Source organism: Moraxella lacunata (genome assembly GCF_900453205.1).
Lineage (GTDB): Bacteria > Pseudomonadota > Gammaproteobacteria > Pseudomonadales > Moraxellaceae > Moraxella > Moraxella lacunata_B.
This window is the reverse complement of sequence record NZ_UGQU01000002.1, coordinates 250,021-273,926: the sequence shown is the minus strand read 5'-3', so window position 1 is coordinate 273,926 and position 23,906 is coordinate 250,021. Positions and strand designations below refer to the sequence as shown.

The 23,906-nt window shown below is 46.0% G+C and carries 26 protein-coding genes and 1 pseudogene; 18 read left to right on the top strand and 9 right to left on the bottom strand.

Annotation, left to right across the window (positions count from 1 at the left end; translation table 11 throughout):
* Positions 1–37: 37 nt before the first annotated feature.
* A complete protein-coding gene (locus DX073_RS06750) occupies positions 38–1,066 on the top strand; it encodes an IS3 family transposase (RefSeq protein WP_115006850.1) in 1,029 nt (342 codons plus the stop codon).
* 68 nt (positions 1,067–1,134) lie between these two features.
* Here the strand turns inward: DX073_RS06750 and DX073_RS06745 are convergent, their stop codons facing one another.
* Entirely contained in the window at positions 1,135–2,544 is a 1,410-nt protein-coding gene (locus tag DX073_RS06745; RefSeq protein ID WP_115006848.1) for a phosphohexomutase domain-containing protein, read from the bottom strand.
* A 185-nt stretch (positions 2,545–2,729) separates the two neighbouring features.
* On the opposite strand from DX073_RS06745, the gene cysK reads away from it, so the two are divergent.
* The 10 genes from cysK (at position 2,730) to guaA (ending at position 12,948) form a co-directional block, all read left to right on the top strand.
* Positions 2,730–3,659 (top strand): cysteine synthase A, encoded by a 930-nt coding sequence (gene cysK / locus DX073_RS06740; protein WP_115006845.1) that lies wholly within the window; start codon positions 2,730–2,732, stop codon positions 3,657–3,659.
* Between the two features lie 67 nt (positions 3,660–3,726).
* Positions 3,727–4,569: a nucleoside triphosphate pyrophosphohydrolase gene (gene mazG, locus DX073_RS06735; protein WP_115006843.1), complete on the top strand. Its 843-nt coding sequence runs from the start codon at positions 3,727–3,729 to the stop codon at positions 4,567–4,569.
* Positions 4,541–4,900, top strand: coding sequence for a ComEA family DNA-binding protein (locus DX073_RS06730; RefSeq protein WP_258556895.1), 360 nt, complete (start codon positions 4,541–4,543; stop codon positions 4,898–4,900). Before mazG ends, DX073_RS06730 begins: the two co-directional genes overlap by 29 nt.
* Before the next feature lie 584 nt (positions 4,901–5,484).
* Complete coding sequence (gene pcnB, locus DX073_RS06725; protein ID WP_115007538.1) at positions 5,485–7,221, top strand: polynucleotide adenylyltransferase PcnB; 1,737 nt, start codon at positions 5,485–5,487, stop codon at positions 7,219–7,221.
* Positions 7,214–7,723 carry a 2-amino-4-hydroxy-6-hydroxymethyldihydropteridine diphosphokinase gene (gene folK, locus DX073_RS06720; protein WP_115006839.1) on the top strand — a complete coding sequence of 170 codons (510 nt, stop codon included), beginning with the start codon at positions 7,214–7,216 and terminating at the stop codon, positions 7,721–7,723. Before pcnB ends, folK begins: the two co-directional genes overlap by 8 nt.
* Positions 7,724–7,795: 72 nt before the next feature.
* The gene (gene panB / locus DX073_RS06715; protein ID WP_115006836.1) at positions 7,796–8,620 is read left to right on the top strand and encodes a 3-methyl-2-oxobutanoate hydroxymethyltransferase; all 825 of its coding nucleotides are present in this window, start codon (positions 7,796–7,798) and stop codon (positions 8,618–8,620) included.
* Between the two features lie 13 nt (positions 8,621–8,633).
* Positions 8,634–9,482 (top strand): pantoate--beta-alanine ligase, encoded by an 849-nt coding sequence (panC, locus tag DX073_RS06710; protein ID WP_115006834.1) that lies wholly within the window; start codon positions 8,634–8,636, stop codon positions 9,480–9,482.
* Positions 9,483–9,625: 143 nt separating this feature from the next.
* Positions 9,626–10,495 (top strand): RNase adapter RapZ, encoded by an 870-nt coding sequence (gene rapZ / locus DX073_RS06705; RefSeq protein ID WP_115006832.1) that lies wholly within the window; start codon positions 9,626–9,628, stop codon positions 10,493–10,495.
* A gap of 341 nt (positions 10,496–10,836) precedes the next feature.
* On the top strand, positions 10,837–11,343 hold the full coding sequence (yjgA, locus tag DX073_RS06700) for a ribosome biogenesis factor YjgA (protein WP_115006830.1): 507 nt from the start codon (positions 10,837–10,839) through the stop codon (positions 11,341–11,343).
* A gap of 45 nt (positions 11,344–11,388) precedes the next feature.
* Complete coding sequence (gene guaA, locus DX073_RS06695; RefSeq protein WP_115006828.1) at positions 11,389–12,948, top strand: glutamine-hydrolyzing GMP synthase; 1,560 nt, start codon at positions 11,389–11,391, stop codon at positions 12,946–12,948.
* A gap of 76 nt (positions 12,949–13,024) precedes the next feature.
* Here guaA and DX073_RS06690 read toward each other — a convergent pair whose 3' ends face one another.
* On the bottom strand, positions 13,025–13,363 hold the full coding sequence (locus tag DX073_RS06690) for a zinc ribbon domain-containing protein YjdM (RefSeq protein WP_115006826.1): 339 nt from the start codon (positions 13,361–13,363) through the stop codon (positions 13,025–13,027).
* Between the two features lie 118 nt (positions 13,364–13,481).
* On the opposite strand from DX073_RS06690, the gene ygfZ reads away from it, so the two are divergent.
* Positions 13,482–14,192 (top strand): CAF17-like 4Fe-4S cluster assembly/insertion protein YgfZ, encoded by a 711-nt coding sequence (ygfZ, locus tag DX073_RS06685; protein ID WP_115006824.1) that lies wholly within the window; start codon positions 13,482–13,484, stop codon positions 14,190–14,192.
* Between the two features lie 138 nt (positions 14,193–14,330).
* Here the strand turns inward: ygfZ and dtd are convergent, their stop codons facing one another.
* The 3 genes from dtd to DX073_RS06670 form a co-directional block, all read right to left on the bottom strand.
* A complete protein-coding gene (gene dtd / locus DX073_RS06680; protein ID WP_115006822.1) occupies positions 14,331–14,768 on the bottom strand; it encodes a D-aminoacyl-tRNA deacylase in 438 nt (145 codons plus the stop codon).
* A gap of 172 nt (positions 14,769–14,940) precedes the next feature.
* Positions 14,941–15,378, bottom strand: a complete 438-nt coding sequence (locus tag DX073_RS06675; RefSeq protein WP_220186722.1) for a PACE efflux transporter — start codon at positions 15,376–15,378, stop codon at positions 14,941–14,943.
* A 47-nt stretch (positions 15,379–15,425) separates the two neighbouring features.
* A complete protein-coding gene (locus tag DX073_RS06670) occupies positions 15,426–15,764 on the bottom strand; it encodes a hypothetical protein (RefSeq protein ID WP_115006820.1) in 339 nt (112 codons plus the stop codon).
* 238 nt (positions 15,765–16,002) lie between these two features.
* On the opposite strand from DX073_RS06670, the gene asd reads away from it, so the two are divergent.
* From asd to DX073_RS06655, 3 genes and pseudogenes are all read left to right on the top strand, one after another.
* Complete coding sequence (gene asd, locus DX073_RS06665) at positions 16,003–16,839, top strand: archaetidylserine decarboxylase (RefSeq protein WP_115006817.1); 837 nt, start codon at positions 16,003–16,005, stop codon at positions 16,837–16,839.
* A complete protein-coding gene (locus DX073_RS06660; protein WP_147279690.1) occupies positions 16,826–17,323 on the top strand; it encodes a hypothetical protein in 498 nt (165 codons plus the stop codon). The genes asd and DX073_RS06660 overlap by 14 nt, the downstream gene beginning before the upstream one ends.
* A gap of 16 nt (positions 17,324–17,339) precedes the next feature.
* Positions 17,340–17,899: pseudogene (locus DX073_RS06655) on the top strand (FMN-binding negative transcriptional regulator).
* Positions 17,900–18,074: 175 nt separating this feature from the next.
* Here DX073_RS06655 and rraA read toward each other — a convergent pair.
* From rraA to DX073_RS06635, 3 genes are all read right to left on the bottom strand, one after another.
* Positions 18,075–18,575, bottom strand: coding sequence for a ribonuclease E activity regulator RraA (gene rraA, locus DX073_RS06645; RefSeq protein ID WP_115006809.1), 501 nt, complete (start codon positions 18,573–18,575; stop codon positions 18,075–18,077).
* Positions 18,576–18,772: 197 nt separating this feature from the next.
* The gene (locus DX073_RS06640) at positions 18,773–19,777 is read right to left on the bottom strand and encodes a DsbC family protein (protein ID WP_115006807.1); all 1,005 of its coding nucleotides are present in this window, start codon (positions 19,775–19,777) and stop codon (positions 18,773–18,775) included.
* 180 nt (positions 19,778–19,957) lie between these two features.
* The gene (locus tag DX073_RS06635; RefSeq protein WP_115006806.1) at positions 19,958–20,659 is read right to left on the bottom strand and encodes a pseudouridine synthase; all 702 of its coding nucleotides are present in this window, start codon (positions 20,657–20,659) and stop codon (positions 19,958–19,960) included.
* A gap of 79 nt (positions 20,660–20,738) precedes the next feature.
* On the opposite strand from DX073_RS06635, the gene DX073_RS06630 reads away from it, so the two are divergent.
* Positions 20,739–21,335 carry an IMPACT family protein gene (locus DX073_RS06630; RefSeq protein WP_115006804.1) on the top strand — a complete coding sequence of 199 codons (597 nt, stop codon included), beginning with the start codon at positions 20,739–20,741 and terminating at the stop codon, positions 21,333–21,335.
* Positions 21,336–21,392: 57 nt separating this feature from the next.
* Here the strand turns inward: DX073_RS06630 and DX073_RS06625 are convergent, their stop codons facing one another.
* A complete protein-coding gene (locus tag DX073_RS06625; protein WP_115006802.1) occupies positions 21,393–22,010 on the bottom strand; it encodes a thiol:disulfide interchange protein DsbA/DsbL in 618 nt (205 codons plus the stop codon).
* A 284-nt stretch (positions 22,011–22,294) separates the two neighbouring features.
* Between DX073_RS06625 and ubiG the strand changes: the two genes are divergently transcribed.
* Together ubiG and DX073_RS06615 are read left to right on the top strand one after the other, a co-directional pair.
* Complete coding sequence (ubiG, locus tag DX073_RS06620) at positions 22,295–23,068, top strand: bifunctional 2-polyprenyl-6-hydroxyphenol methylase/3-demethylubiquinol 3-O-methyltransferase UbiG (RefSeq protein ID WP_115006800.1); 774 nt, start codon at positions 22,295–22,297, stop codon at positions 23,066–23,068.
* The gene (locus tag DX073_RS06615; RefSeq protein ID WP_115006799.1) at positions 23,065–23,754 is read left to right on the top strand and encodes an HAD family hydrolase; all 690 of its coding nucleotides are present in this window, start codon (positions 23,065–23,067) and stop codon (positions 23,752–23,754) included. Before ubiG ends, DX073_RS06615 begins: the two co-directional genes overlap by 4 nt.
* The last annotated feature ends 152 nt before the right edge of the window (positions 23,755–23,906 follow it).

The window sequence follows — 23,906 nt, the reverse complement described above, 5'->3', positions numbered from 1 at the left end:
AAGATGATGACTATGCCAAACTTCTAAAACGCTTAGCATACTTAGAAGCAGAGAACGACTATCTAAAAAAGTACAATGCCTTAATTCAACAAGAACAACATCAAACAAACAAATCAACCAATTAAAGGTTCAAATCGTGCAAGAACTAAGGCATAAGCACACCCTAAACACCTTACTTGACATTGCAAACCTGCCAAGAAGTGTGTTTTATTACCACCCAAAACAAAACAAACAGCAAGACAAAGACCTATCCCTAAAAGAACAAATCAAGCACATTTACCACACCCACAAAGGCAGATACGGTTATCGTAGGATTTGTGCAGAGCTTAATCAAACACTTGCTGGTCAGGGCATTGTCATCAACCATAAAAAAGTACAACGACTCATGCGAGAGCTTGGTTTAAAATCCAAAATCAGACAACGAAAATACAAAGCTTACTCATCTTATCAAGGTGAACACCAAGGCAAGATTAAAGACAATGTCCTACAAAGAGATTTTAAAGCCACAAAGCCCAATCAAAAGTGGGCAACAGACATCACAGAATTTAAGGTTGAGGTTATATCACATGGTGATGATGGTAGTCATGGTAAAACTTGCCAAAAACTCTACCTATCGCCCATCATAGACTTGTTTAATGGAGAGATTGTCAGTTATGCCATCAAAGAGCGACCAAACTATGACTTGGTCAAAGAGATGCTTGATGATGCCTTAAATAAGCTAAGCCAAGAAAAGAGGGATGACAAGCCCATCATTCATTCAGACAGAGGTTGGCATTATCAAATGTTTCATTATCAACAAACTTTAAAGAACCATGGCATTACCCAAAGTATGTCAAGAAAAGGCAACTGCTTAGATAATGCCGTGATAGAGAACTTCTTTGGAACATTAAAACAGGAAATCTTTTATGAACAAACCAAGTTTACAAGCCTTAATGAGCTTAAAAAAGTAATTGATGAGTATATACACTACTACAATTATGATAGAATAAAGACCAAACTAAAAGGACTAAGTCCTGTCAAGTTCAAAGAACAGTACAGAGACTTAGTCCTTGGTCAAACCACTTAGCTTTATTAACCTAACCTTTAATCTTGTGTCTAAGATTTGGGGGTCGGTTCACTTTTTTGGTGTGAAACTCAATGGTCGGCACTCACCGCACCGCATTCATCTAACACCGCTAAAATCTCATCGGTTCGCTCTTTTAATAGCTCTTTGTCGCCTTTGGTTTCGATGTTTAGGCGAATGAGTGGTTCGGTATTGGACGAACGTAGATTAAACCGCCAGTTGCCAAAATCTAGGCTGAGTCCGTCTAGGGTGTTTTTGGTAGGATTTAATGCGTGGTATTTTTTTTCCAAAAGCTCGCTGATTTCGCTGGCGGTTTTTTGTCCTAAGCGAAAATTTAGCTCACCCGAACTGGGGAAATCATTGATATAGCCGTTTACCAGCTCGGATAGGGTTTTGCCCGTTACTGACAGAAGCTCAATCACAAGGAGCCACACAATCATGCCACTATCGCAATAGGCAAAATCACGAAAATAATGATGAGCCGACATCTCCCCACCATAAATCGCCCCCGTCTCACGCATGACTTGCTTGATGAACGAATGCCCTGATTTACTGATGGCAGGTGTACCGCCATTTTGGGCGATGACGTTCTCGGTGTTATAAATCACTCGGGGGTCATAGACGATGCTCTCGCCTTGATGTTTTTTCAAAAACACTTCGGCAAGCATGCCCACGATGTATGAGCCTTCGATAAACCGCCCATGTTCATCAAACAAAAAACAGCGGTCAAAATCGCCATCAAACGCCACGCCAAAATCCGCCCCATGAGCGATGACCGCCTCCGAAGTCGCCTTTTGGTTGGCGATAATCATGGGGTTAGGGATGCCGTTGGGGAATGAGCCGTCTGGGGTGTGGTGGACTTTGATAAGCTCAACCTTATCGCCAAGACGTTTTTGTAGTTCATCAACCACAGGCCCTGCCGAGCCGTTGCCACTGTTTACCACGATTTTTTTGGGGGTAAATTTGGCGGTGTCGGTAAAGCTCATGAGCTTGTCAATGTAGGCGGTTTTGTCGGTATTTAGGGTAACCCTGCCTTTGTCCGCCACCACAAATTCGCCACGCTCGGCAATGGCACGAATGTCCGCCAAGCCCGTATCGCCACTGATGGGGCGAGAGTTTTCACGCACCATTTTTAAACCGTTGTAGTTAATGGGGTTGTGGCTTGCGGTAACTTCAATACCACCGATGGCGTTATAATGGCTTGTGGCAAAATACACTTCTTCGGTGCCAACCATGCCCAAATCAATTACGTCCACGCCTGCGTCCGTGATGCCGTCAATGGCGGATTGTTTTAGGCTCTCACTAGACGGGCGAATGTCCGAGCCGACCACGATGACGGGATTTTCTTTGCCATCATTGAGATATTGGGCGAACGCTCGTCCGATACGGTAGGCGATGGCATTGTCCAAGTTAACATCAAGTTCGCCACGCACGTCATAGGCTTTAAAGCAGGAGATGGTGATGGGGTTAAAAGCGGTCATAAATTATCCTAAATATGAACATGAAACAGCTTAATTTTATCATGATTTAGCCGTAGATATTGTGAAATTATTTAAATGCCAAAATAGAATAAGGCTTAACATTTTTTGCCTATAAATTTTTATAAAAATTTGGTATGCTAACCGTGTATCATTTTAAACCGACAACCTTTAACAAGGGAAATTTTATGAACATTGCCAAAAACATCACCGACCTTATCGGCAACACGCCCCTAGTGGAATTAAACCGCCTAACAGAAGGCTTGCCCGCTCGTGTCGTGGCAAAGTTAGAGTATTTTAACCCCGCAAGCTCGGTCAAAGACCGCATTGCCCTATCGATGATAAACGAAGCCGAAAAAGACGGACTTATCAACCAAGACACCACCATCGTAGAAGCGACATCAGGCAACACGGGCATTGGGCTTGCCATGGTGTGTGCGTCCAAGGGTTATAAACTTGTCATCACCATGCCCGAGAGCATGAGCTTAGAACGCCGTGCTCTGCTGCGTGCGTATGGGGCAGAGCTTGTATTAACCCCTGCATCAGAAGGTATGGGCGGGGCGATTGCCAAGGCGAACGAACTTGCCAGTCAAGACGGCTATTTTATGCCACGCCAATTTGACAACCTAGCCAACCCAAAAATCCACCGTGAAACCACCGCCTTAGAAATCTGGAGAGACACAGACGGACAAGTGGACATCGTGGTGGCAGGGATTGGCACGGGTGGTACAATCACAGGCGTGGGCGAAGTGTTAAAAGCCAAAAAAGACAGCGTACAAATCGTGGCGGTAGAACCGTCTGATTCGCCTGTGTTTAGCGGTGGCGAAAAAGGAGCTCATAAGCTACAAGGGCTTGCCCCTGGTTTTGTGCCCAGCATTCTAAATACAGGCATTTATAACGAAGTCATCACGGTTGCCACCGAATCCGCCTTTGCTACCGCTCGCCAAATGGCAGAAAAAGAAGGTCTGCTGGTGGGCATTAGTGCAGGGGCGGCAGTCTGGTCAGCCCTGCAAGTGGCAAGCCGTCCTGAAAATGCTGGCAAGCTCATCGTGGTGGTGATTCCGTCATCGGGCGAGCGTTATTTGTCCACCGCCTTGTTTGAAGATTTGGCTCAGTAGTTTGCATAAAATAGGTGTGATAGACCCTGTTATCTAGTATAATGGGGTTTATTTTTGGATAATAATCATGACTCCAACCAATCAATTCTCTGACCTTTTGGTACTCATGGCACGCCTTCGCACCGATTGCCCATGGGACGCCAAGCAAACCAACGACAGCCTACAAAAATACGCCATCGAAGAAGTTTTTGAACTTGTAGAAGCCATTAGTAATGACGACAAAAGCCCCCTTGCCACCGATGACATCAAAGGCGAGCTTGGTGATGTGCTTTTGCAAATCGTCTTTCATGCCCATCTGTATGCCGAGCAAGGGCGGTTTGATATGGGCGATGTGATTTTTGCTTTACAAGAAAAACTCATCCGCAGACATCCCCATGTGTTTGACAAAGAAAATCTAAAAACAGACGAAGATGTCAAACGCCGTTGGGACGAGATTAAACAGATTGAAAATAAAGACCGCCCAAAACGCCTATTGTCCGATGTCAAGGCAGGCACGGCTCTGATGACCGCCCAAAACTTACAAAAACAGGCGGGTAAAGTCGGTTTTGATTGGCAAGATTTGAGCGGTGTGTTGGGTAAACTCCAAGAAGAGCTTGGCGAATTACACGCAGAATTGCCCACGCCTGAGTTTAAATATAAAACAGATAAATTGGATGAAGCTCAAAAAGACAAAATCGCAGGCGAGCTTGGCGATGTGCTGTTTGTGCTGACTAACCTTGCCCGGCATTTGGATGTTGATGCTGAAATGGCACTACAAAATGCCAATGCCAAGTTTAAACGCCGATTTGCTTTTGTAGAAAAGTCGCTGATGGAGCAAGGCAAAACCTTTGAACAGAGCAGTTTGGCGGAGATGGATAACTATTGGGACATGGCAAAAGCCCATGAAAATAGCACAAATGAAAAGCTGTAAATTAAAGCGTTGGGCGGTGGGGTTGGCATTGGCTTTATCATCTTATGCCCACGTCCATGCCCACCAATGCTACGCCGACCCCAAACAAGCGTATCAAGCCCTGATTGCCAAACAATCCGCCCAAAAAGCGATGAGCGAGCGGGTTAATATCAACACCGCCACGGCAGGCGAGCTTGCAACTTTAAATGGCGTGGGGGCAAAGACCGCTCAGGCGATTGTGGATTATCGTGAGGGATTTGGGCGATTTGAGCGTGTGGACGATTTGACAAAGGTTAAAGGCATTGGGGTCAAAACCTTAGAAAAAAACCGTCACAGACTCACGGTGCATTAGCTTTTTTGGCAAAAACAAGGTACAATGAAGCTTATGATGGGTGGTTGTTAAAGGGTGTTTGATGGTCATTCTATCAAGCAAGTTTTTTATTATGAAAAACAGTCCGACCGCTTATAACCAATAAACTTTAAAATTATTACAAACATAATGATTTGTAGATGTAGTGGCGTGCTGAGCATGCCTTGTGCAGCAATACCATCAAAGGGTGTGCTCAGCACACTCCTACAAACCCGTGGCAAATATGTAAGTTGGTTGGGTGTCATTAGATTTCACCTATCTTTTAATCTTTTAAATGCAAGTGGTGGGATAGCCATTTTCATGTAAAAACAATTTAAAAGTGTAAATTTTCATAAATTCAAATAAATGTTATCAAAATTTAACATGCCCTAGTAAATCAATGAGTGACACAAGTCATGGCAAAGACAAAAGCGGACGCAAAACTCGGGCAGTCCCATGCTAGCCCCAAAAAACCCAAGAAAACCAAAAAAGTCAAGCGGTCTAAACAGCCTAAGCACCGCCAAACAGACAAACCAATGGCAAAGCACGCCATTGACCAAACATCAAAAAAGCAGTCTAAACACCTTATGCAAAAAAAACCAACCAAACACAAAACCCCCAAATCATCAGCGACCGTGCTGTCGGCACAGAAATTGGGGCTTGACAAACGCACTTTACCGCACAGTATCGTGGAAGTCATTAGCACGCTTAACAAAGCAGGATTTAACGCCTATATCGTGGGCGGTGGCGTGCGTGATAGCCTTTTGGGGCTTACTCCTAAGGATTTTGATGCCGTAACCAACGCTCGCCCTCATGAGATTAAGGCGGTCTTTGGTGGGCGTTGTCGTATCATTGGCAAGCGTTTTTTGCTCGCTCACGTCTATTCGGGGCGTGAACTCATCGAAGTGGCGACTTTTCGGGCTCCGCCTAAGGACGACACGCACACGACCGATGATGGCATGATTACCCGTGATAATGCGTGGGGGACGATAGAGCAGGATTTTGCTCGCCGTGATTTTTCTATCAATGCCTTGTATTATCAGCCGATTAAGGGTGAAGTGCTCGATTTTTGTGGGGCGGTTGATGACATCAAAAACGGCACATTACGCCTACTAGGTAATGCCAAAGTGCGTATTGAGGAAGACCCTGTGCGTCTGCTTCGTGCGTTGCGGTTTAAGGCAAAACTGGGTTTTGAATTTGACAAAGCTCTTGCTAAACAATTTAATGAAGATAATTGGGCGTTATTGGAACAAGTCTCGGCTCATCGGCTCTATGATGAAACCCAAAAGATGTTCACCGGTGGCTATTTGGCACCACTATTACCCCTACTGTATCAATACGGGGCGATAGAGCATTTAATCAATCATGCCGGCAATGAACCCACACGTCTCGCCCTCGCCTTTGCTCAAAATACGGACGAGCGTATCCATGACGGCAAAACCGCCAACCCTGCCTTTTTTTATGCGGTGCTGTTGTGGGAGAATTATTTGCATGCTTTGGCAAAGTTTAAGAAAAAGGGTCTGCCCTTTCACGAAGCCCAAATAAAAGCGTCTCGCAAGGTGTTTGATGCTCAGCGTAACAAGACCGCCATTCCTAAGTTTGCCGAGGAGTTTATCGAAGGCATTTGGCTCATGCAACCACGCCTAACCGCCCCCAAAGGCAAGGAGATAGACAGACTTATCAGTAGCCCTAAGTTTCGTGCCAGTATTGACTTTTTGGTCATGCGTGAACATTATGATGATAATCCTTTGTCTGAGCCTACAGACGGCATGGGGGCGTGGTGGCAACGTTATTTGGCGGTCGATGCGACCAGTCAAAGCCAAATGCTAAGTGCATTGGGGGGTGGTGTGACTCGCACTCGCAGACGACGTGGGGCAGATAAAGGCATTGACAAAGATGCCGAACTTCTACAACTACAACAGCTCTCAGGGCGTGATGATGACAAGGCGGATGATGTGCCACAACCGCTACTGGTGGTGGATAATGCCAACACACCCAAGAGTACTCGCCCCACACCAAGAGCACGGCAGGTGGATGTGCCGACCTTTGAGCGTCGCGCGTACAGCGAGAGTGATTTTGCCAAACTGCTGGACAATGACGAGCCTTATATTCCATCGGTGCGTTATCGCAAACGTCAGCCGTCATCAACACTCTCTATCAAAGAGCGTGAGCAGGGTGTGAGCGAGCATGATATACCAACACCCAAAAAAGCAAAATCGCCCAAACCAAAAACCAAACACAAAGATAAACCCATCGACCATAAAGACAAGCCCAAAAAACGCAAAAAATCCAACGCCAAACCACGAGCCAAACACGATGACTGATAAGGTGCAAATCTACTTAGGATTGGGGGGTAATATCGCCAACGAGCTTGGCGACCCGACCAGCCACATTTTGGCGGTGCGTGATACGCTAGCCCGTGATGAGTGGTTTTGTGATGTGGTGCTGTCGTCTTTGTATTCATCCAAGCCCTTTGGTGTTACCGACCAGCCTGATTTTGTCAATGCGGTGTTGTCCGCCAAGACAAGCCTTGATGCCATGAGTCTACTTGATTTTTGTCAAGACTTAGAGCAGGGGGCAGGGCGTGTGCGGTTACGGCGGTGGGGTGAGCGGTCGCTTGATGTGGATATTTTGCTCTATGGCGATGAAATTATCCATAATGACAGGCTGACCGTGCCACACAGTGGGATTTTTGAGCGAAATTTTGTGCTTGTGCCACTTTTAGAATTAAATGATAAATTGATGATAAATGGGCAAGCTATCTGTGAATTGGCATTGGCTCATGAGATGAATGGATTAACCAAATTGACAAATAATTCAAACTAAATAAACATGGTACCATGATTGGCAAAAATGTTGTTTATCAAACTGTTTGTACACAATGAATTAGGAAGATGAATGACCTACCTAACTCACACCGCCCCCATAACCTTATCCACGCTTGCCAAATACAAAAAGCAAGGCGAAAAATTCTCTTGCCTGACCTGCTATGATGCCAGTTTTGCTTATCTTATGGCACAGGCGGGCATTGACGTGATTTTGGTGGGCGACAGTCTTGGTATGGTGGTGCAGGGGCAGGCGTCCACGCTACCTGTTACCATTGCCGACATGGTGTATCATACCGCCAACGTTGTCCGTGCCAACCGCCACGCCTTGATTATGACCGACTTGCCCTTTATGAGCTATGCCACGTTGCCTGATGCGATTGCAAGTAGCCGTGCGGTCATGCAAGCAGGGGCGAATGTGGTTAAGATTGAAGGTGGTAGCGAGCTTGCCGACACGGTCAAGGTCTTGACGGATAATGGCGTGCCAACTTGCGTGCATTTGGGTTTAACGCCCCAATCGGTCAATGTGTTTGGCGGATACAAAGTGCAAGGCAAAACAGACGCACAAGCCGAAAAATTATTAAACGATTGTGAAATTTTGGTGGGTGCAGGAGCGAGTATGATTTTATTGGAATGCGTCCCCGCTCACTTAGCCAAAAAAGTTACCGAAAAATTTAGCGTGCCTGTCATTGGCATTGGGGCAGGCGTGGATACGGACGGGCAGGTTTTGGTAATGCACGATATGCTTGGCGTTTATACTCGCAAACCTGCTAAGTTTGTCAAAGACTTTTTAAAAGACGGTGGCAATGAAACAGGCGATATTTTGGGGGCGTTTGTTAATTTTCATCAAGCGGTCAAAAACAAAACTTTTCCGAGCGTGGAACATGCCTTTCACTAATGATGGATAAATAATGAAAATATTTCATCATATCAACGACTTACAAACCGCCCTAAACAAGCACCGCCAAGACGGCAAAACCATTGGTTTTGTGCCGACCATGGGGAATTTGCATGACGGGCATTTGTCGCTTGTCAATATCGCCAAAACTCATGCCGATATTGTCGTGGTGAGTATTTTTGTCAATCCCACGCAGTTTGGGGTAGGCGAAGATTTTGACAGCTATCCACGCACGCTGGGCGCTGATTGCGAAAAATTGCAAAGTGTACAAGCGGACATGGTGTTCGCTCCGAGCATTGATGAGATGTATCCGACTTATCCGCCCCATGTGCAGGTGCTCTCTGGCGAGATTGCCAAGATGCTATGCGGAAAATCTCGCCCCACGCATTTTGACGGTGTGGGCTTAGTGGTGGGTAAGCTCTTTAACATTATTCGCCCTGATGTGGCGGTATTTGGCAAAAAAGATTATCAGCAGCTTGCGATTATCCGTAGGCTCAATGACGAGCTAAATTTTGGCATAAAAATCATCGGTGGTGAGATTGTCCGTAATAAAGACGGTTTGGCATTGTCATCACGAAATGGTTATTTGACCGATGATGAATTAAACACCGCCCCCATTATCCAAAAAACCTTGCAAAAGATTAAAGCCGATGTGATAAAATCGGATATAAACGAGTATCCAACCATTATCCAAAAATACCACGATGAATTAACTAACATGGGATTAAACGTGGATTATTTGGAGCTTTATAATGATAAATTAGAGCCTGTTAAAGATACCGATAAAAAATTGGTGGTATTAACGGCGGTATATGTTGGTAAGGCACGACTGTTGGATAATATAGAAATTGATTTATCATAAAAAATTATTTTAATTTAAAATGGTAATTGATTGATGATTAAACACTTATCTTTTTAAATGGTGGGGGATTATATTCGCCCTAATAAATAATTTGTATAAATTTGCAAATAGAGTTTTATCATAAATTATTATAAGGAAAATAAATGTCAAACACCCAAATCATCATCGTGTCAGGACGGTCAGGCTCTGGCAAAACGTCTGTTCTAAATATTTTAGAAGATTTTGGTTTTTATGTCATTGACAATCTGCCCTTGTCGCTGGTGGGTCAGGCGGTGGATGATTTGATTGGCAATGATGTCAAAAAAGTGGCGTTGGGCATAGATGTCAGAACGCCAAAAGCCGACTTGTCCACCTTTGAAAGCGTGTATCAGAACTTGACCGACAAATACCACGAAGCGGTCAAAATCCTATACGTTACCGCCCAAGAGAGCGTACTGGTGGCACGCTTTGGGGCGACACGGCGAGTTCACCCACTCATGCCAATCGCCAATAACTTGCCCAACGCCCTAGCCCAAGAGATTGAACTGTTAAAACCGATTGCAACCCATGCTGATATTAAGATTGACACCAGTACGCTCAATATCCACGAGCTAAAAGAAAAAGTCCGCCAACATATCGGTATGGATAATGTGGTGTCGGTCAATGTGTTGTCCTTTGGCTTTAAACATGGCACGCCTATTGATGCTGATTTTGTTTTTGATGTGCGGATATTGCCCAATCCGCATTGGCAAGAAAATTTGCGTCCGCAAACAGGGCTTGATGATGATGTAAAAGCCTTTTTTGCCAATTATCCAGAAGTGGATAATATGGCGGATGATATTGGCAAGTTTTTGATAAAATGGCTCCCTAATTTTTTAAATAACAACCGTTATTCGGTAACCGTTGCCATTGGCTGTACAGGCGGCAAACACCGCTCTGTATATATTACCCAAAAGGTGGGCGAGTTATTAAAAAATCAGTTGCCTGATAATATGCCTGTTATTATTAAACACCGTGAAAAACGCTATTGGTAATGTTAAAAATAACGTATGAATTGGCTAATAAATTGAATTAATTTATATTAAAAATTTGTATATTTTAGATAAAAAATATTTTAAAATTTGCAAATGTAGGGGTGAATCACATTCGCCCTATTATCCAATGAAATGGCGATTTATCCCAACTTTTTACAAAACATACACCCAAGAAACTTTAAAATTACTACAAATACAATGATGTGTGGACGTAGGGGCGTGCTGAGCACGCCTTGTATAGTCATATCATCAAAGGGTGTGCTCAGCACACCCCTACAAACCCGTGGTAAATATCAAGTTGGTTGGGCGTATTTTAATATTAAATTTAAAAAGAGAAATCTATGAATATCGACTGGTCAAAACAAGACATGAGAGTGTCTCGCACCGAAATTAAAAAAGCCCACGAACGTTTACAAGAATTGTCCGAACCGCTTGCCAAACTCTCCAAAAAACAGCTTGCCAATTTGCCAGTGAGTGAGTATTTTTTGGACGAATTAAAGCATTTGACCGAGATTGACAGTCATGCCGCCAAAAACCGCCAAATCAAACGGGTGGGTAAGCTCATCATTGAAGAAGACCGCCATGTTTTGACGGGGGCGTTGTTTGAGATTGTGTTTACGCCTGAGCAATGCACCAAGATTGAGACGTGGTTTAACCGTTTGAACCTAAGCGATGAAAGCACGATAAAGCAGTTTGTCAAGCAATTTAAAAAAGCAGAATACAACAGCATTTATCAGCTACTTTTGTGGATAGAATACGCCAAGCACTTGGGCGATGATGAACTGTTGGCGGAGAGCGTGGCGGATTTTGAAAGTTATGTCAAAGAAGTGGCGATTTTGTCGGTTTAGTTTTGGTATAATAGCACCTTTATCATTTGACCTGTAGGAATATCCATGACCAACATCACCTCCGACCGTATCCTAATTCTAGATTTTGGCTCGCAATACAGCCAACTCATCGCTCGCCGTGTGCGTGAAGCGGGCGTATACTCTGAGATGCACCCCTTTGACATGAGCGATGACGACATCAAAGCCTTTAACCCCAAGGGTATTATCCTATCAGGCGGGCCTGAAAGCGTGTACGAAGCAGGCTCGCCACGAGCCCCCCAAATCGTCTTTGAGCTTGGCGTGCCTGTGCTTGGTATTTGCTACGGCTTTCAAACCATGTCCGCCCAGCTTGGCGGTTCGGTGGTGGCAGGGGCGGTCAAAGAGTTTGGCTATGCCCAAATTGACGTGGCGGTGGACGACAAACTCCTAAACGGCTTAAAAGACGACAATGCCCAAATCCAAGTGTGGATGAGCCATGGCGACAAAGTAGCAAGCCTGCCAGACGGCTTTACCGTAACATCAAGCACGCCAAGCTGTGCCTTTGCGTCCGCCAGCGATGAAAGCCGTCAGCTCTATGGCGTGCAGTTTCACCCAGAAGTAACCCACACCGCCAAAGGCGTGGAAGTGATTAGCAACTTTGTGCATGGTATTTGTGGTTGTGGCAATCTGTGGAACCCTGAAAATATTATTGAAATGCGAGTGGCACAGTTAAAAGAGCAAATTGGCGATGAGCAGGTGTTACTTGGCTTATCAGGCGGTGTGGACAGCTCGGTGGTGGCGGCACTACTTCACAAAGCCATTGGCGATAAATTAACCTGCGTGTTTGTGGATAATGGCTTGTTGCGTCTCAACGAAGGCGACCAAGTGATGAAAATGTTTGCCGATAACATGGGCATTCGGGTGATTCGGGCAGACGCTGAGAATCGCTTTTTGGACGCACTCGCTGGAGCGACCGACCCAGAGGTTAAACGCAAAATCATCGGACGAGAGTTTATTGAAGTGTTCTCCGAAGAAGCTCGCAAATTGGACGGCGTGAAGTTTTTGGCACAAGGCACGATTTACCCTGATGTCATCGAGTCCGCCAAAACCAAAAACGGCAAGGCTCACGTCATCAAATCGCACCACAATGTCGGCGGTCTGCCTGATGATTTGCACTTTGAACTCGTTGAGCCACTGCGTGATTTGTTCAAAGATGAAGTACGTAAACTTGGCACAACGCTTGGCTTGCCCCATGAGATGATTTACAGACACCCCTTCCCCGGCCCGGGTCTTGGCGTGCGGATTTTGGGCGAGATTAAAAAAGAATATGCCGACATTTTGCGAGTGGCGGACGATATTTTTATGCAGGAGCTTCGTGCGTCTGGCTGGTATGACAAGACCGCCCAAGCCTTTGCTGTGTTTTGCCCTGTCAAATCGGTGGGCGTGGTGGGGGACGCACGCCGTTATGCGTGGGTGATTTCACTGCGTGCGGTGGAGACGGTGGACTTTATGACCGCTCGTTTTGCCCATTTGCCCTATGAGCTTGTGGACAAAATCTCAACGCGTATCATGAATGAGATTGCCGATGTCTCTCGTGTTGTCTATGATGTGAGTAGCAAACCGCCTGCCACGATTGAGTGGGAATAAACCAAAAAACCGTCAAGAAATTGGCGGTTTTTTACCCATCAAAAAAGGGCATATTCTCGCCCTTTTTATCCTTTCATCACACCTTTTTAACCACGCTGGATTTTAATTTCATCGACCCAAAGCCGTCAATCTTGCAATCAATGTCATGGTCATCGGGGGCATCATGGATTAGGCGAATGGATTTGACTTTGGTGCCGACCTTGATAGGTGTGGACGAGCCTTTGACCTTTAAGTCCTTGATGACCGTTACGCTGTCGCCATCATTTAGCACGTTGCCAACGGCGTCCTTAATGACGGGCGTGTCGTCCGTATCGCCATCGGCTGACCACTCGTGGGTACACATGGGGCAGATGAGCAGGTCGCCATCGGCATAGGTGTAGGTTTCATCGCATTTGGGGCAGGCAGGATAAGTCATAAATTTTTACCTAAAATAAAAGCATTATATCATTTTTGATACATTTTGGCTTGAAAATAAAGCCAAGCCCCCTTATTGAAATGAAAATGACAAATGATAAATAACAACCGAGAACACCATGAGCCAATTTTCACAAATCACCCTAAACGGCAAAGACACTGCCAAATTTTTACAAGGTCAATTAACCGTCAATGTTGATAAACTCACCCATGATTTTTTGCCCTGTGCTATTAGCGACCTAAAAGGGCGTGTTGCCTTTGGGCTGTGGGTATCTCGCACTGATGATGAGACCTTTGTACTCATCACGTCGGCGGACTGTATGGATAGCCTTACCGCCCATATTAAAAAATACGGGGCGTTTTCTAAATTTAGCCAGTCCGCCCCCATACCCATTTATCCTGTTGTGGTAAATGGCGTACCGACTTTTGGCGATGATGAAAGCCTTGCCAACTTTGGGGCGTGGGCGAGAGCGAGCATTGAGACGGGCAATGTGTGGATAACCCAAGCCACAGCGGGGCTGTTCCAACCCCAAGAGTTACGCCTGCACCAGCGTGGGGGCGTGGATTATGATAAGGGGTGCTATCTGGGGCAAGAGATTATCGCACGGCTCTATTTTAAGGCAAGCCCCAAAGCCTACTTACACCGTGTGCGACTGCCTAAGCCTGTCCAAGACGGCGACAAGGTCGGCAAAGTGCAAATCGTCAATGGTGTGGCACATGATGACGGCTTTGATGCACTCGTCATCGGCTCGCCTGAAAATGTGGCAGAAATTGGGGAAATCCTACCTTTGCCTGATGAGCTTATGGGCGATGTGGGGCGTGTGAAATAAGAGATTGATGATGTTTTAAGGGGGTATGTGTAGGGGCAAATCACATTTACCCTTTTAAAAAGCCTTGATTTTGGGCGAATGCTCTTTGCTTTGACACGCCCATTTTATCATAACAATTTTAATGGTAAATTGTAAAAATCACACGTCAAGCAAAAAATTAATCGGGCCGTCATTGACCGCCATGACCGCCATATTCGCCCCAAATTCGCCTGTGGCAACGTTGGGATAGGCTTGTTTGGCATAGCTTACCAGCTTATCAAACAACGCCCTTGCGTCATCTGGGGGCATGGCAGGGGCAAAATCAGGACGGCGACCCTTGTCGGTTTTTGCCATTAGGGTAAATTGCGACACCAGTAGCAAGCCACCGCCCACATCGGACACCGATTTGCCCATTTTGCCGTTGTCGTCTTCAAAAATGCGGTAGGCGATGATTTTATCAACCAATTTGCACGCTTTATCAAAATCATCATCTTTGCCAATGCCGATATAGGCAAGCACGCCTGATTGGATTTGTCCGATGATTTGACCGTCCACAGCGACATGGGCGGACTTAACTCGTTGGATTAGGGCTTTCATGGATTTTCCTTTGGGTTGGGTTTACACGGAATTGTCGGGGTGATTTATTTTTGGTAGAATTTATTCTATGCAAAGTGTGAATTTTGGGCGAATTGCAATTCGCCCCTACACGCCCATATTATTGCAAAAATTATTTTAATGGAACAATGCCAAATTTTAACCATTTTAAAAATTACCTTGTCCGTATCTTATACCGCACCCAATCATAACCCCAATTAAAAAGTAGCGTATATACCCCAATCACCGCCACCACGCCAATATCCATAACAAACGCCATCCACAGCGAGACATCTAGGGCGTAGGCAATCATCGGCACGGTTGCCAAAAACAGCCCACCTTCAAACAAGCCCATATGAACAAGGCGAGTGCCAAGCGAGCGGTAAAGGCGTTCGCCCGTTACCACTTTGTCAAACAAAAAATTAAACACCATGTTCCAAACAACCGCCAGCACTGAGATTGCCACCGCCAAACCTGTGGCGTGGGCATGGCTATGATTGTCGCCAAGCAGGGCAAAAACAGCCACCGTCAGCCCAATCGCCCCAATCTCAAACAGCACGGCATGAAATAGGCGTTCTTTGGCAGTCATGGGATTGGTTGGGGTGTTTGACATAAAATTTAGCAAAATAAAATGGTTATTATAGCAAATATATTAGCCAATCATGAATCGGCAAACAACACCTTATCATCGCCATAATAAAACTCATCATTGATGAAAATCTGACATGCCACACCTGTGCCTTGTGCGTTATTGCCAAGCTTAATGGTGATTTTGGTGCCATTGACAAAAAAATCATGAGCTGTGCCAAATATCGCTCGAGAGTCGAACGGATTTTTAAAGGTCAGCAGTTTTTTAAAAGAAAAAAACTGACCTTGATATAAATATACTCGCTCGCCATTGATAAAAATGGTCTCTTTTGATCCGCCAAAGATGCCCCATGCGTTATCCACCTTGATGTCAATGCCATTGTAGCTTGTGTGCCATGTTTTTTTGAACATTTCTATCCGCCTTTTAAAAAAGAAATCCCTATCTTAACAAAAATACGTTACAATAGCATGGTTGATTTGTTATTTGGTATTGTTAAATAAAGATAGATTTTAAGGTTTTCCGTTCGGACTGAGCTTGTCGAAGTCTAGGAAAACCGTTATGGTTCGACAAGCTCACCACGAACGGCTTTCTAGAAAAGTATACTCAATTAACAATACCTGTTATTTTAATTACTGTAAAGGCATGAACATGAACCTATTTACCCTAGCCCAAAATCTTGCCCCACAGCAAACCCTATCAGAAGTGGCAGGCTACCTTGCCAAAAGCCAAAATCCGTACATCAAAAGAGCCTTTGTCCATACCTTTGCCAAAGCCTACAACATCGATTTGGCAGAATATGAGCGTGGCAATTTGGACGATTATGAGAGCTTCAATGACTTTTTTACCCGTGAATTAAAGAGTGGTATGCGACCGATTGACGAGACGGCAGACGGCATTGCCTGCCCCGCTGACGGTAAAATCAGCCAAATCGGAGCAATCACAAACGGGCAACTTCTCCAAGCCAAAGGGCGAGATTATGACGTGGGGCAACTTTTGGCGGATTTTGAGCTGAGTAAGGCGTTTGTGGACGGCTCATTTGCCACGATTTATCTTGCCCCCACCAACTACCACCGTGTGCATATGCCCTTTGACGGCACGTTGGTTGCCACACGTTACGTCCCCGGTACGCTGTTTTCGGTCAATAACACCACCGCCGAGAATGTCCCTGACCTGTTCGCCCGTAACGAGCGGTTGGTGTGCGAATTTGATACCGCTTTTGGGCGTGCGTGCGTGGTATTGGTTGGGGCGATGATTGTGGCAGGGATTGAGTCTGTGGCGACAGGGGCAATCAAACGCACGCCCTACATTCAGCACCGCACGCATGACATCATGTTCAAAAAAGGCGATGAGCTTGGGCGGTTTTATCTAGGTTCTACCGCGATTATCGTGCTACCAAAATCGGCAAATGCCATATGGGGCGATGAGTTTGTGCATGGTAAGACGGTGGTAATGGGGCAGAGAATTGGGCAAGTTGCAAAATCCTAACAACACCACGCCTGACAATACTCCACTTGACAACACCACGTCCAATAACAATGTCGGTGCATTGGCATCAACCGCCGTTGGCTCAGTGCTGTTGGTGTGGCTTGGGCTATATGTTGGTCTTATGATAGGCGGTGTGGTGTTTGGGTTGTTCTTTGGCATGATGTTATCCTATCTGATACTTATCATGGTAAAGGCACAAAAGGCGGTTTGGGCGTTGGTATTTTTGATATTTTTGATTACCAATATTATTGCATTGATAATTTTTTTATCAAAACCTATTGACTTAACACATTCACCAATATTTATCCTTATCCTTATTGATATACTGATTTATACTTTGACCGCCTTAATGCTGTTTGATTTTTGTGGATTTAAAAATCTTTGGGCGAAAATCGGTATTGGCATATTCTTTTTATTGCTTTTTGGATTGCCAAGTCTGTTTGGTATGATAGTTCTTCTTGCTGTTGTTAGTGTAACCGTTTGATTGATGTAGGAAAGCCATGCACCTACCCCCACTCTTTACCGAAACTGATCACGCTGTCCTTACCGACTTTATCAAAGCCCACCCATTAGGCACGCTTATCAGTATCAAGGACGGCACGCCACAAGCGGATTTATTGCCCTTTTATGTGGTGCAAAAAGACGACACACTCATCGCCCATTTTGCCAAAGCCAATCCGCTTGCTGAGTATGTCAATGGGACAGACGTGATGATACTGTTTTATGGCGAAGAGGGCTATACACGCCCAACTGGTATCCATCCAAACACGTCCACCACCGCCATGTGCCAACGTGGAATTATGAAGTGGTGCAGGTGCGTGGGCGTGCTGGCGTGTTTGATGATGTCAAGGGACTCATGCGTGCGGTTGGCACCCTGACCAATATCCATGAAAGCACGCAAGACACCCCTTGGAAAATGAAAGACGCTCCTGCCGACTATCTGGCGGACGAGATACAGGGCATTTTGGGCTTGACGGTGGATGTCGGTGAGATGGTTGGCAGATTTAAACTGAGTCAAACCGAGAGCAGGGCGATTTTGATAGTGTGGTGCAAGGCTTGACCGATAGCGGACAAGTGGGGCTGGCGAGATCGTTGCTCGGACAAGGGAGTGATGATTTTAAAAGAAAAAGGCGTGTCGGGGGCGAATCATATTCGCCCAAATTTAACATTTGATGATTTACCCTGATAATCTGCCTAAATTAAAACCCAGCCCAAGCCCCCAATTTAACCCCAACCTAAACTAACTTCTCCCCACTCACAATCACGCCATTATTATCGGCATAAACCCAATCGCCGTCATGGATAACCACCCCACCAATCACAATCGGCAGACCTGTCTCGCCCACGCCCTTTCTTACGCTCTTTTTGGGAATGCTTGCCAAGGCTAGCACGCCAAGACTCATCTTTGCAATCTCGTCCACGTCTCGCACACAGCCACAGATAATAACTCCTGCCCAGCCGTTGTCCACCGCCGATTTGGCAATCATGTCGCCCATTAACGCACAGCGTAGGGACGCACCACCGTCCACGACTAGGATTTTGCCTTGTCCGTCTGTGGCAAGCAGTTCTTTGACACGGGAGTTGTCTTCAAAGCATTTGACCGTAACGGCTTGCCCGCCAAAGGTTGTGATACCGCCATACTGTTTGAACGATTTGCCGTCTATCATGGGTGGTATGACGTGAATGGTTTTGTCTTCGTTGTCGTCCAATAGGTCGCAGGTGATGAAGTGGGTCATGGTTTTGTCCTTAAAAACGAAAATGATTTTTAATATAGCGATTTTAAAAATATTTGTCAAGACAATACCCCATTCTCAACTTTACATAAATGACTGATTTATCAAGGGCGAATTGCAATTCACCCCTACAATTCAAAAAATAATTATTGAATAATCAATAAGTTACCATTTTAGGTTGAGATTGGGGTAAGACAATACTACTTTGCTATCAAAAACTTGACCAATTCATCATTTGCCACGTTGCCTTCAAACAGTTCGCCATTTTCGCCATAGACGGCAGGCGTGGCGATGATGGCAAGGGGGCGGACTTTGGCGATGTTGGATGACAGGTGGTTGTCGTCATTACCGCATTGGTTGCCTGCCTTGACCCCTTTCATGGCAAGGTCTAGGAGCTTGGCACGTTTGGCATTATCACGCTCGCACCAGATTTGTCGCATGGGTTCGGGTGACTCGTCATAGACAGGATAGCCGATGACTTTGACGGTAATGCCTTTGGCGGTAAGATTGGGGATGTTTTTGTGAAGTATCTTGCAGTAGGGGCAGTTGATGTCGGTGGCGACATAGACGACCGCTCGCTCGTCTTTGGCGGGATAGATGGTAAGGCTCGTGTGGTCTAAGGTGGCGAGCGTGTGGCGGTTTTTGGCGGTCTCAAAGGCGGTGTCAAGTCCACCAAGTTCGCCGTTGGCAATCACGCTGACATCGCCCCCGATGACATAACGAGCGTCTGCACTGACCAAAAATGGCGTGCCATTTTGGGCAACCGCCCAAAGCAATCCTTTGATACTCGTGTGAAAAAACACGGTGTCGGGAGTGACTAGGGGTAGGGCGTTCATGTTGGCAAGCAGGGCGATTTTATGGTCTTCGTCTATCGGGGTGCCTGTGGGCTTATCGCTCATGATGGCAGGGTTGATGGCGTGAATGGTGCTGGGGTTTGGCTCGGCGGTGGCATTAATCACATAGCGAGTGTCAGGCGTGATAAGTAGGCTCTCGCCTGTGGTCAGCGTTACCATTAAAAGCTCGCCAATGCCTGTCGGGGTGATGGTACGAACGGGCGTGGCAAGTCCGATTTGGCGTAGGGTTTGCTTGATGAGTTGGTCATCGCTTGCGGTAATAGGGGCAGGTGTCTGGGCGGTACTTGGCAGACTGATGGTGGTAGTTGTGATGGCAAGGCTTAGGGCGAGTAGCGTGCTAAATGTTTTCATGGTTTATCCCAAAATGATTTGGCATAGATTATACCCCAAAATCTAAGCTAACGAGAGCCTTTTACAACTTCCCCACAATTTGACAAGGTTGGGCAGTAAACACGATGGATAGAAGTTCATAAAAATTGGGGCGGTGGAACATTTATTTGCCTAAATAAAACGCCAATCCGCCCAAATTAATCAAAACTGCCCAATCTCATCATCACTCAAAAAGCGACACTCGCCCATCTCAAGCCCATCCAGTGTAATCGTGCCAATGCTTGCTCGGTGTAGCTCGATGACTTTATTGCCAAAATACGCCATCATGCGTTTGACCTGATGATATTTACCTTCGGTCAAAATAAGCGTGGCGTGAGTCTCGTCTATAAATGACAACTCGGCAGGGCGGGTTTTGTCAGTATCGCCTTCTAGCAAGATACCATTTGCCACCTGTTTTATGGCGTGTGCTTGCTCATCTGCGGTCATCGGGTCGGCAAGCGTGATCTCGTAGCGTTTGGGCTGATGACGCTTGGGGCTGGTAACTCGGTGTAGCCACGCCCCGTCATCGGAGAGTAGTAACGCCCCTGTGGTGTCCACATCAAGCCGTCCTGCAATCCGCAAACTTGCCACTTCTGGTACGGCAATCAGCTCAGTAACAATGGGATATTCTTTGGCTTTTAGCGTGCATTCAAAGCCGTCTGGCTTATAGAGCAAAATATAACGGCTACCGTCCGCCACCGACAACGGCTCGCCTGCCCATAGCACGTCATCATCGGCTTGGATATGTACGCTACCGTCTTTCACGACTTCATCATTTACCGTAATCTCGCCTGCGTGCAGGATTTTTTTGGCATCTTTACGGGATAATTCTGTGGCTTTGCTTAAAAATTTGTCTAGTCTCATTGTTTGGTCTCAGGTGTTTTGGTTTAAAAATAACGGTGTTTAGTGTATCATACTTATACATTTTTAGAAAAATTTTCGCATGACCTACCACACCTTATCTGCTCCCTGCCAAGCGGTTTTTGAAATCAAAAAAAGCGAATTTCTCGCCTTTGCCTATCCCATCAGCCAAAAAGACGAAGTGATGTTTCACGTGGAACAGTTGCGTGAGAGATACCCTGACGCCCGTCATCATTGCGTTGCCTATATCTTAGGCGACCCGCACAACACCACGCACGCAGGCTTTGACGATGACGGCGAACCAAACGGCACGGCAGGCAGACCGATTTTAAATGTCTTACAGCATAAGGCGATTGGCAATGTGTTGGTGGTGGTTGTGCGGTATTTTGGCGGTATCAAACTTGGAGCAGGCGGATTGACACGAGCTTACGCCACCGCCACGCAACTGGTGGTGGATGAGATGACCCTTGTGTCATTTGTGCCAAAATCACAGGTTAAAGTCGTCACCACCTTCGCCCACGAAGCCCAAATCCGCTATCTGGTCGGGCAAATTGGGGGCGAGATTTTGGGGGCGGACTATGCCCACAATGTCATAATGAGTTTGGAGCTAGACAGCGAAAAGGTGGACGAGTTTGGAGAGAGTTTGGGGGTGTTTGGCGAGCTGTTAAGGGGGGAGTGATAAAAAGACATAAAAAAGTCCGCACCAATCATGGCACGGACTGTATGAGAGAGCTGATTATTTTTTCTCTTCACGCACTTTATTGATAAGAAAATCAACCACTTGGGTAACTTTGGCGCCATCGCCTGCAACCACATATTTACCATGCACGACAACGGCAGGCACGCCAGTAAGCTGATAGTTTTTCGCCCCTGCTTTTGAGCGTTCTAGTTTGGTGGTAACGGCAAATGAGTCGTAAGCGGTATTAAACTTGGTTTTGTCCACGCCTTGGGTGGCATACCAGTCGGCAAGAGTCTCTTTGGATTTGTCCACACGTTTGCCGTCTTTGTGAATGGCGTCAAATAGAGCTTGGTGGGTTTTTTCTTCATAACCCATAATTTGGGCGGCATAAAAACCACGGGCAGGCACTTCCCACACAGGGTTCATGGCGGCAGGCGTGCGGAAAAACGCCACGTCTTTGGCACGGGTTTTTGCCCATTTTTGCATGTGTGGCTCTAAGCTGTAACAATGCGGACAACCATACCAAAAGAACTCACGCACCACGATGACATCGCCAGCGATTTTCTCAGGGTTGGGCAGGACTTTGTAGTCTTGACCTTCAACAAAATTGGCATGAGCCATGCCAGATAGACCGACCGCCAAAGCAAGGGCGGTGAATTTAAGGGCGTTTTTCATAAAAAAAATCCTAGATTGGCACAGTGCCAACAAATCGTTTTGGTAAAACCAAATGTGAGTAAATAAAAATATCGCATAGTTTAACTTATTTTTGCCAAAATTGGGTAATAGAATTCTTAATCAAGCGTTGTATTATGTAAATTTTTATGAAATCTGCCTAAAATTTAAGCATTTTTAAATAGGCAATACAAATTTTGCCAAAATCTGCACGAAAAGCAAGGGAAAAAGTGGTTAAAAATCGCTAAAAATGGTAAGATAAGCCAATTTATCACTTGGGATAGCTCATGACCGCACACACCGCCCACAATGCCGACTTTGATGAAATTGGCAAATTCACCCGCCTTGCTGATGAGTGGTGGGACAGACAAGGGGCGTTTAAGTCCTTGCACGACATTAACCCCTTACGCCTTGACTGGATAGAAGACCAAACGTGTGCCTTTTTTGGCTCAAGATTAAACGGCAAAAAGGTGCTGGACGTGGGCTGTGGTGGCGGTATTTTGTCGCATTCTATGGCGGTGCGTGGGGCGGACGTGCTGGGTGTGGATTTGGGGGAGCAAAACCTGCAAGCAGGGCAGATTCATGCCGAGCGGACGGGCATGACCGACACGCTCGCCTTTCGCTGTGTGGCGATAGAAGAGCTTGCTAGCGAGCAGGCAGGGATATATGATGTCGTAACGTGCATGGAAATGCTAGAACACGTCCCTGACCCGTCTGCGATCGTGCGTGCGTGCTTTGCCTTATTAAAGCCCAATGGCGTGTTTGTAACGTCCACGATTAACCGCAATCCCAAATCCTACCTATTTGCCATCGTGGGAGCAGAATACGTCCTACGCCTTGTGGATAAAGGCACGCACGATTTTAACAAATTCATCACGCCTGCCGAGCTTGATGACATGGCTATCGGGGCAGGATTTGCCCGTGATAACATGACGGGGCTACACTATAACCCCTTAACCAAGCGGTTTTGGCTCTCTGACAGTAATGTAGACGTAAACTACATGATGTCTTTTACCAAAGGCAGTGGTAAAGGTCAAAGTCCAAAGGCGGTGCTGATATGATAAGTACAACAAAGCTAAATGCGGTTTTATTTGACTTAGATGGCACGCTCATTGACACCGCCCCTGATTTTATCCGCATCATCAAACTCATGTGTGCCAAGCACAATCACCCTTGCCCCACTGATACCGCCATTCGTGAGCAGGTCTCGGCAGGGGCTGGGGCAATGGTGCGTTTGATGTTTGGCGATGAGCTCATGAACGTGGCGGACACGGACGAGCGAATGCTTGCCTATCGTCAAGAGTTTTTGGATTTGTACGAGCAGGACATTTGTGTGGATAGCCGATTGTTTGACGGCTTGGACAGCCTACTTGACACTCTAGAAAATAAAGGCGTGGCGTGGGGCATTGTTACCAACAAGCCCAGATATTTATCAGAACAGCTTTTGGATAAATTAGACCTGGTCAAACGCTGTGCGGTACTGGTTTGCCCTGATGATGTGGCAAACACCAAGCCCGACCCCGAGCCGATGTTTTTGGCGTGCAAAAAGCTAAACATAGACCCCAAAAATTGCATTTATGTGGGCGACCACATCAGAGACATACAGGCAGGGCGAGCGTCTGGCATGATGACGGTGGCGGTGGGGTTTGGTTATATCGTCCCTGATGAAAACCCCCATGAGTGGGGGGCGGATAAGGTGGTGGATACGCCTGATGAATTGGGGCGGTTGGTGTTGGGGTTGGTTTAAGCCGTTGCCAATTTGACAATGCCAATTTTAAAATGATTTAAATTTAACCGCTTTTAATTTTTCATTGATAAAATATGCGTGCCACGCACCTTTTAAATAAAATAAATAAAAAATATATTTAATGAGCTTAATATTTGCCACAGGCTTGTAGG

Excerpts from the sequence above, each read along its gene's own strand:
- DX073_RS06745 (WP_115006848.1), bottom strand. The coding sequence starts at position 2,544 with ATGACCGCTTTTAACCCCATCACCATCTCCTGCTTTAAAGCCTATGAC.
- cysK (WP_115006845.1), top strand. The coding sequence starts at position 2,730 with ATGAACATTGCCAAAAACATCACCGACCTTATCGGCAACACGCCCCTA.
- mazG (WP_115006843.1), top strand. The coding sequence starts at position 3,727 with ATGACTCCAACCAATCAATTCTCTGACCTTTTGGTACTCATGGCACGC.
- DX073_RS06730 (WP_258556895.1), top strand. The coding sequence starts at position 4,541 with ATGAAAATAGCACAAATGAAAAGCTGTAAATTAAAGCGTTGGGCGGTG.
- pcnB (WP_115007538.1), top strand. The coding sequence starts at position 5,485 with ATGCAAAAAAAACCAACCAAACACAAAACCCCCAAATCATCAGCGACC.
- folK (WP_115006839.1), top strand. The coding sequence starts at position 7,214 with ATGACTGATAAGGTGCAAATCTACTTAGGATTGGGGGGTAATATCGCC.
- panB (WP_115006836.1), top strand. The coding sequence starts at position 7,796 with ATGACCTACCTAACTCACACCGCCCCCATAACCTTATCCACGCTTGCC.
- panC (WP_115006834.1), top strand. The coding sequence starts at position 8,634 with ATGAAAATATTTCATCATATCAACGACTTACAAACCGCCCTAAACAAG.
- rapZ (WP_115006832.1), top strand. The coding sequence starts at position 9,626 with ATGTCAAACACCCAAATCATCATCGTGTCAGGACGGTCAGGCTCTGGC.
- yjgA (WP_115006830.1), top strand. The coding sequence starts at position 10,837 with ATGAATATCGACTGGTCAAAACAAGACATGAGAGTGTCTCGCACCGAA.
- guaA (WP_115006828.1), top strand. The coding sequence starts at position 11,389 with ATGACCAACATCACCTCCGACCGTATCCTAATTCTAGATTTTGGCTCG.
- DX073_RS06690 (WP_115006826.1), bottom strand. The coding sequence starts at position 13,363 with ATGACTTATCCTGCCTGCCCCAAATGCGATGAAACCTACACCTATGCC.
- ygfZ (WP_115006824.1), top strand. The coding sequence starts at position 13,482 with ATGAGCCAATTTTCACAAATCACCCTAAACGGCAAAGACACTGCCAAA.
- dtd (WP_115006822.1), bottom strand. The coding sequence starts at position 14,768 with ATGAAAGCCCTAATCCAACGAGTTAAGTCCGCCCATGTCGCTGTGGAC.
- DX073_RS06675 (WP_220186722.1), bottom strand. The coding sequence starts at position 15,378 with ATGTCAAACACCCCAACCAATCCCATGACTGCCAAAGAACGCCTATTT.
- DX073_RS06670 (WP_115006820.1), bottom strand. The coding sequence starts at position 15,764 with ATGTTCAAAAAAACATGGCACACAAGCTACAATGGCATTGACATCAAG.
- asd (WP_115006817.1), top strand. The coding sequence starts at position 16,003 with ATGAACCTATTTACCCTAGCCCAAAATCTTGCCCCACAGCAAACCCTA.
- rraA (WP_115006809.1), bottom strand. The coding sequence starts at position 18,575 with ATGACCCACTTCATCACCTGCGACCTATTGGACGACAACGAAGACAAA.
- DX073_RS06640 (WP_115006807.1), bottom strand. The coding sequence starts at position 19,777 with ATGAAAACATTTAGCACGCTACTCGCCCTAAGCCTTGCCATCACAACT.
- DX073_RS06635 (WP_115006806.1), bottom strand. The coding sequence starts at position 20,659 with ATGAGACTAGACAAATTTTTAAGCAAAGCCACAGAATTATCCCGTAAA.
- DX073_RS06630 (WP_115006804.1), top strand. The coding sequence starts at position 20,739 with ATGACCTACCACACCTTATCTGCTCCCTGCCAAGCGGTTTTTGAAATC.
- DX073_RS06625 (WP_115006802.1), bottom strand. The coding sequence starts at position 22,010 with ATGAAAAACGCCCTTAAATTCACCGCCCTTGCTTTGGCGGTCGGTCTA.
- ubiG (WP_115006800.1), top strand. The coding sequence starts at position 22,295 with ATGACCGCACACACCGCCCACAATGCCGACTTTGATGAAATTGGCAAA.
- DX073_RS06615 (WP_115006799.1), top strand. The coding sequence starts at position 23,065 with ATGATAAGTACAACAAAGCTAAATGCGGTTTTATTTGACTTAGATGGC.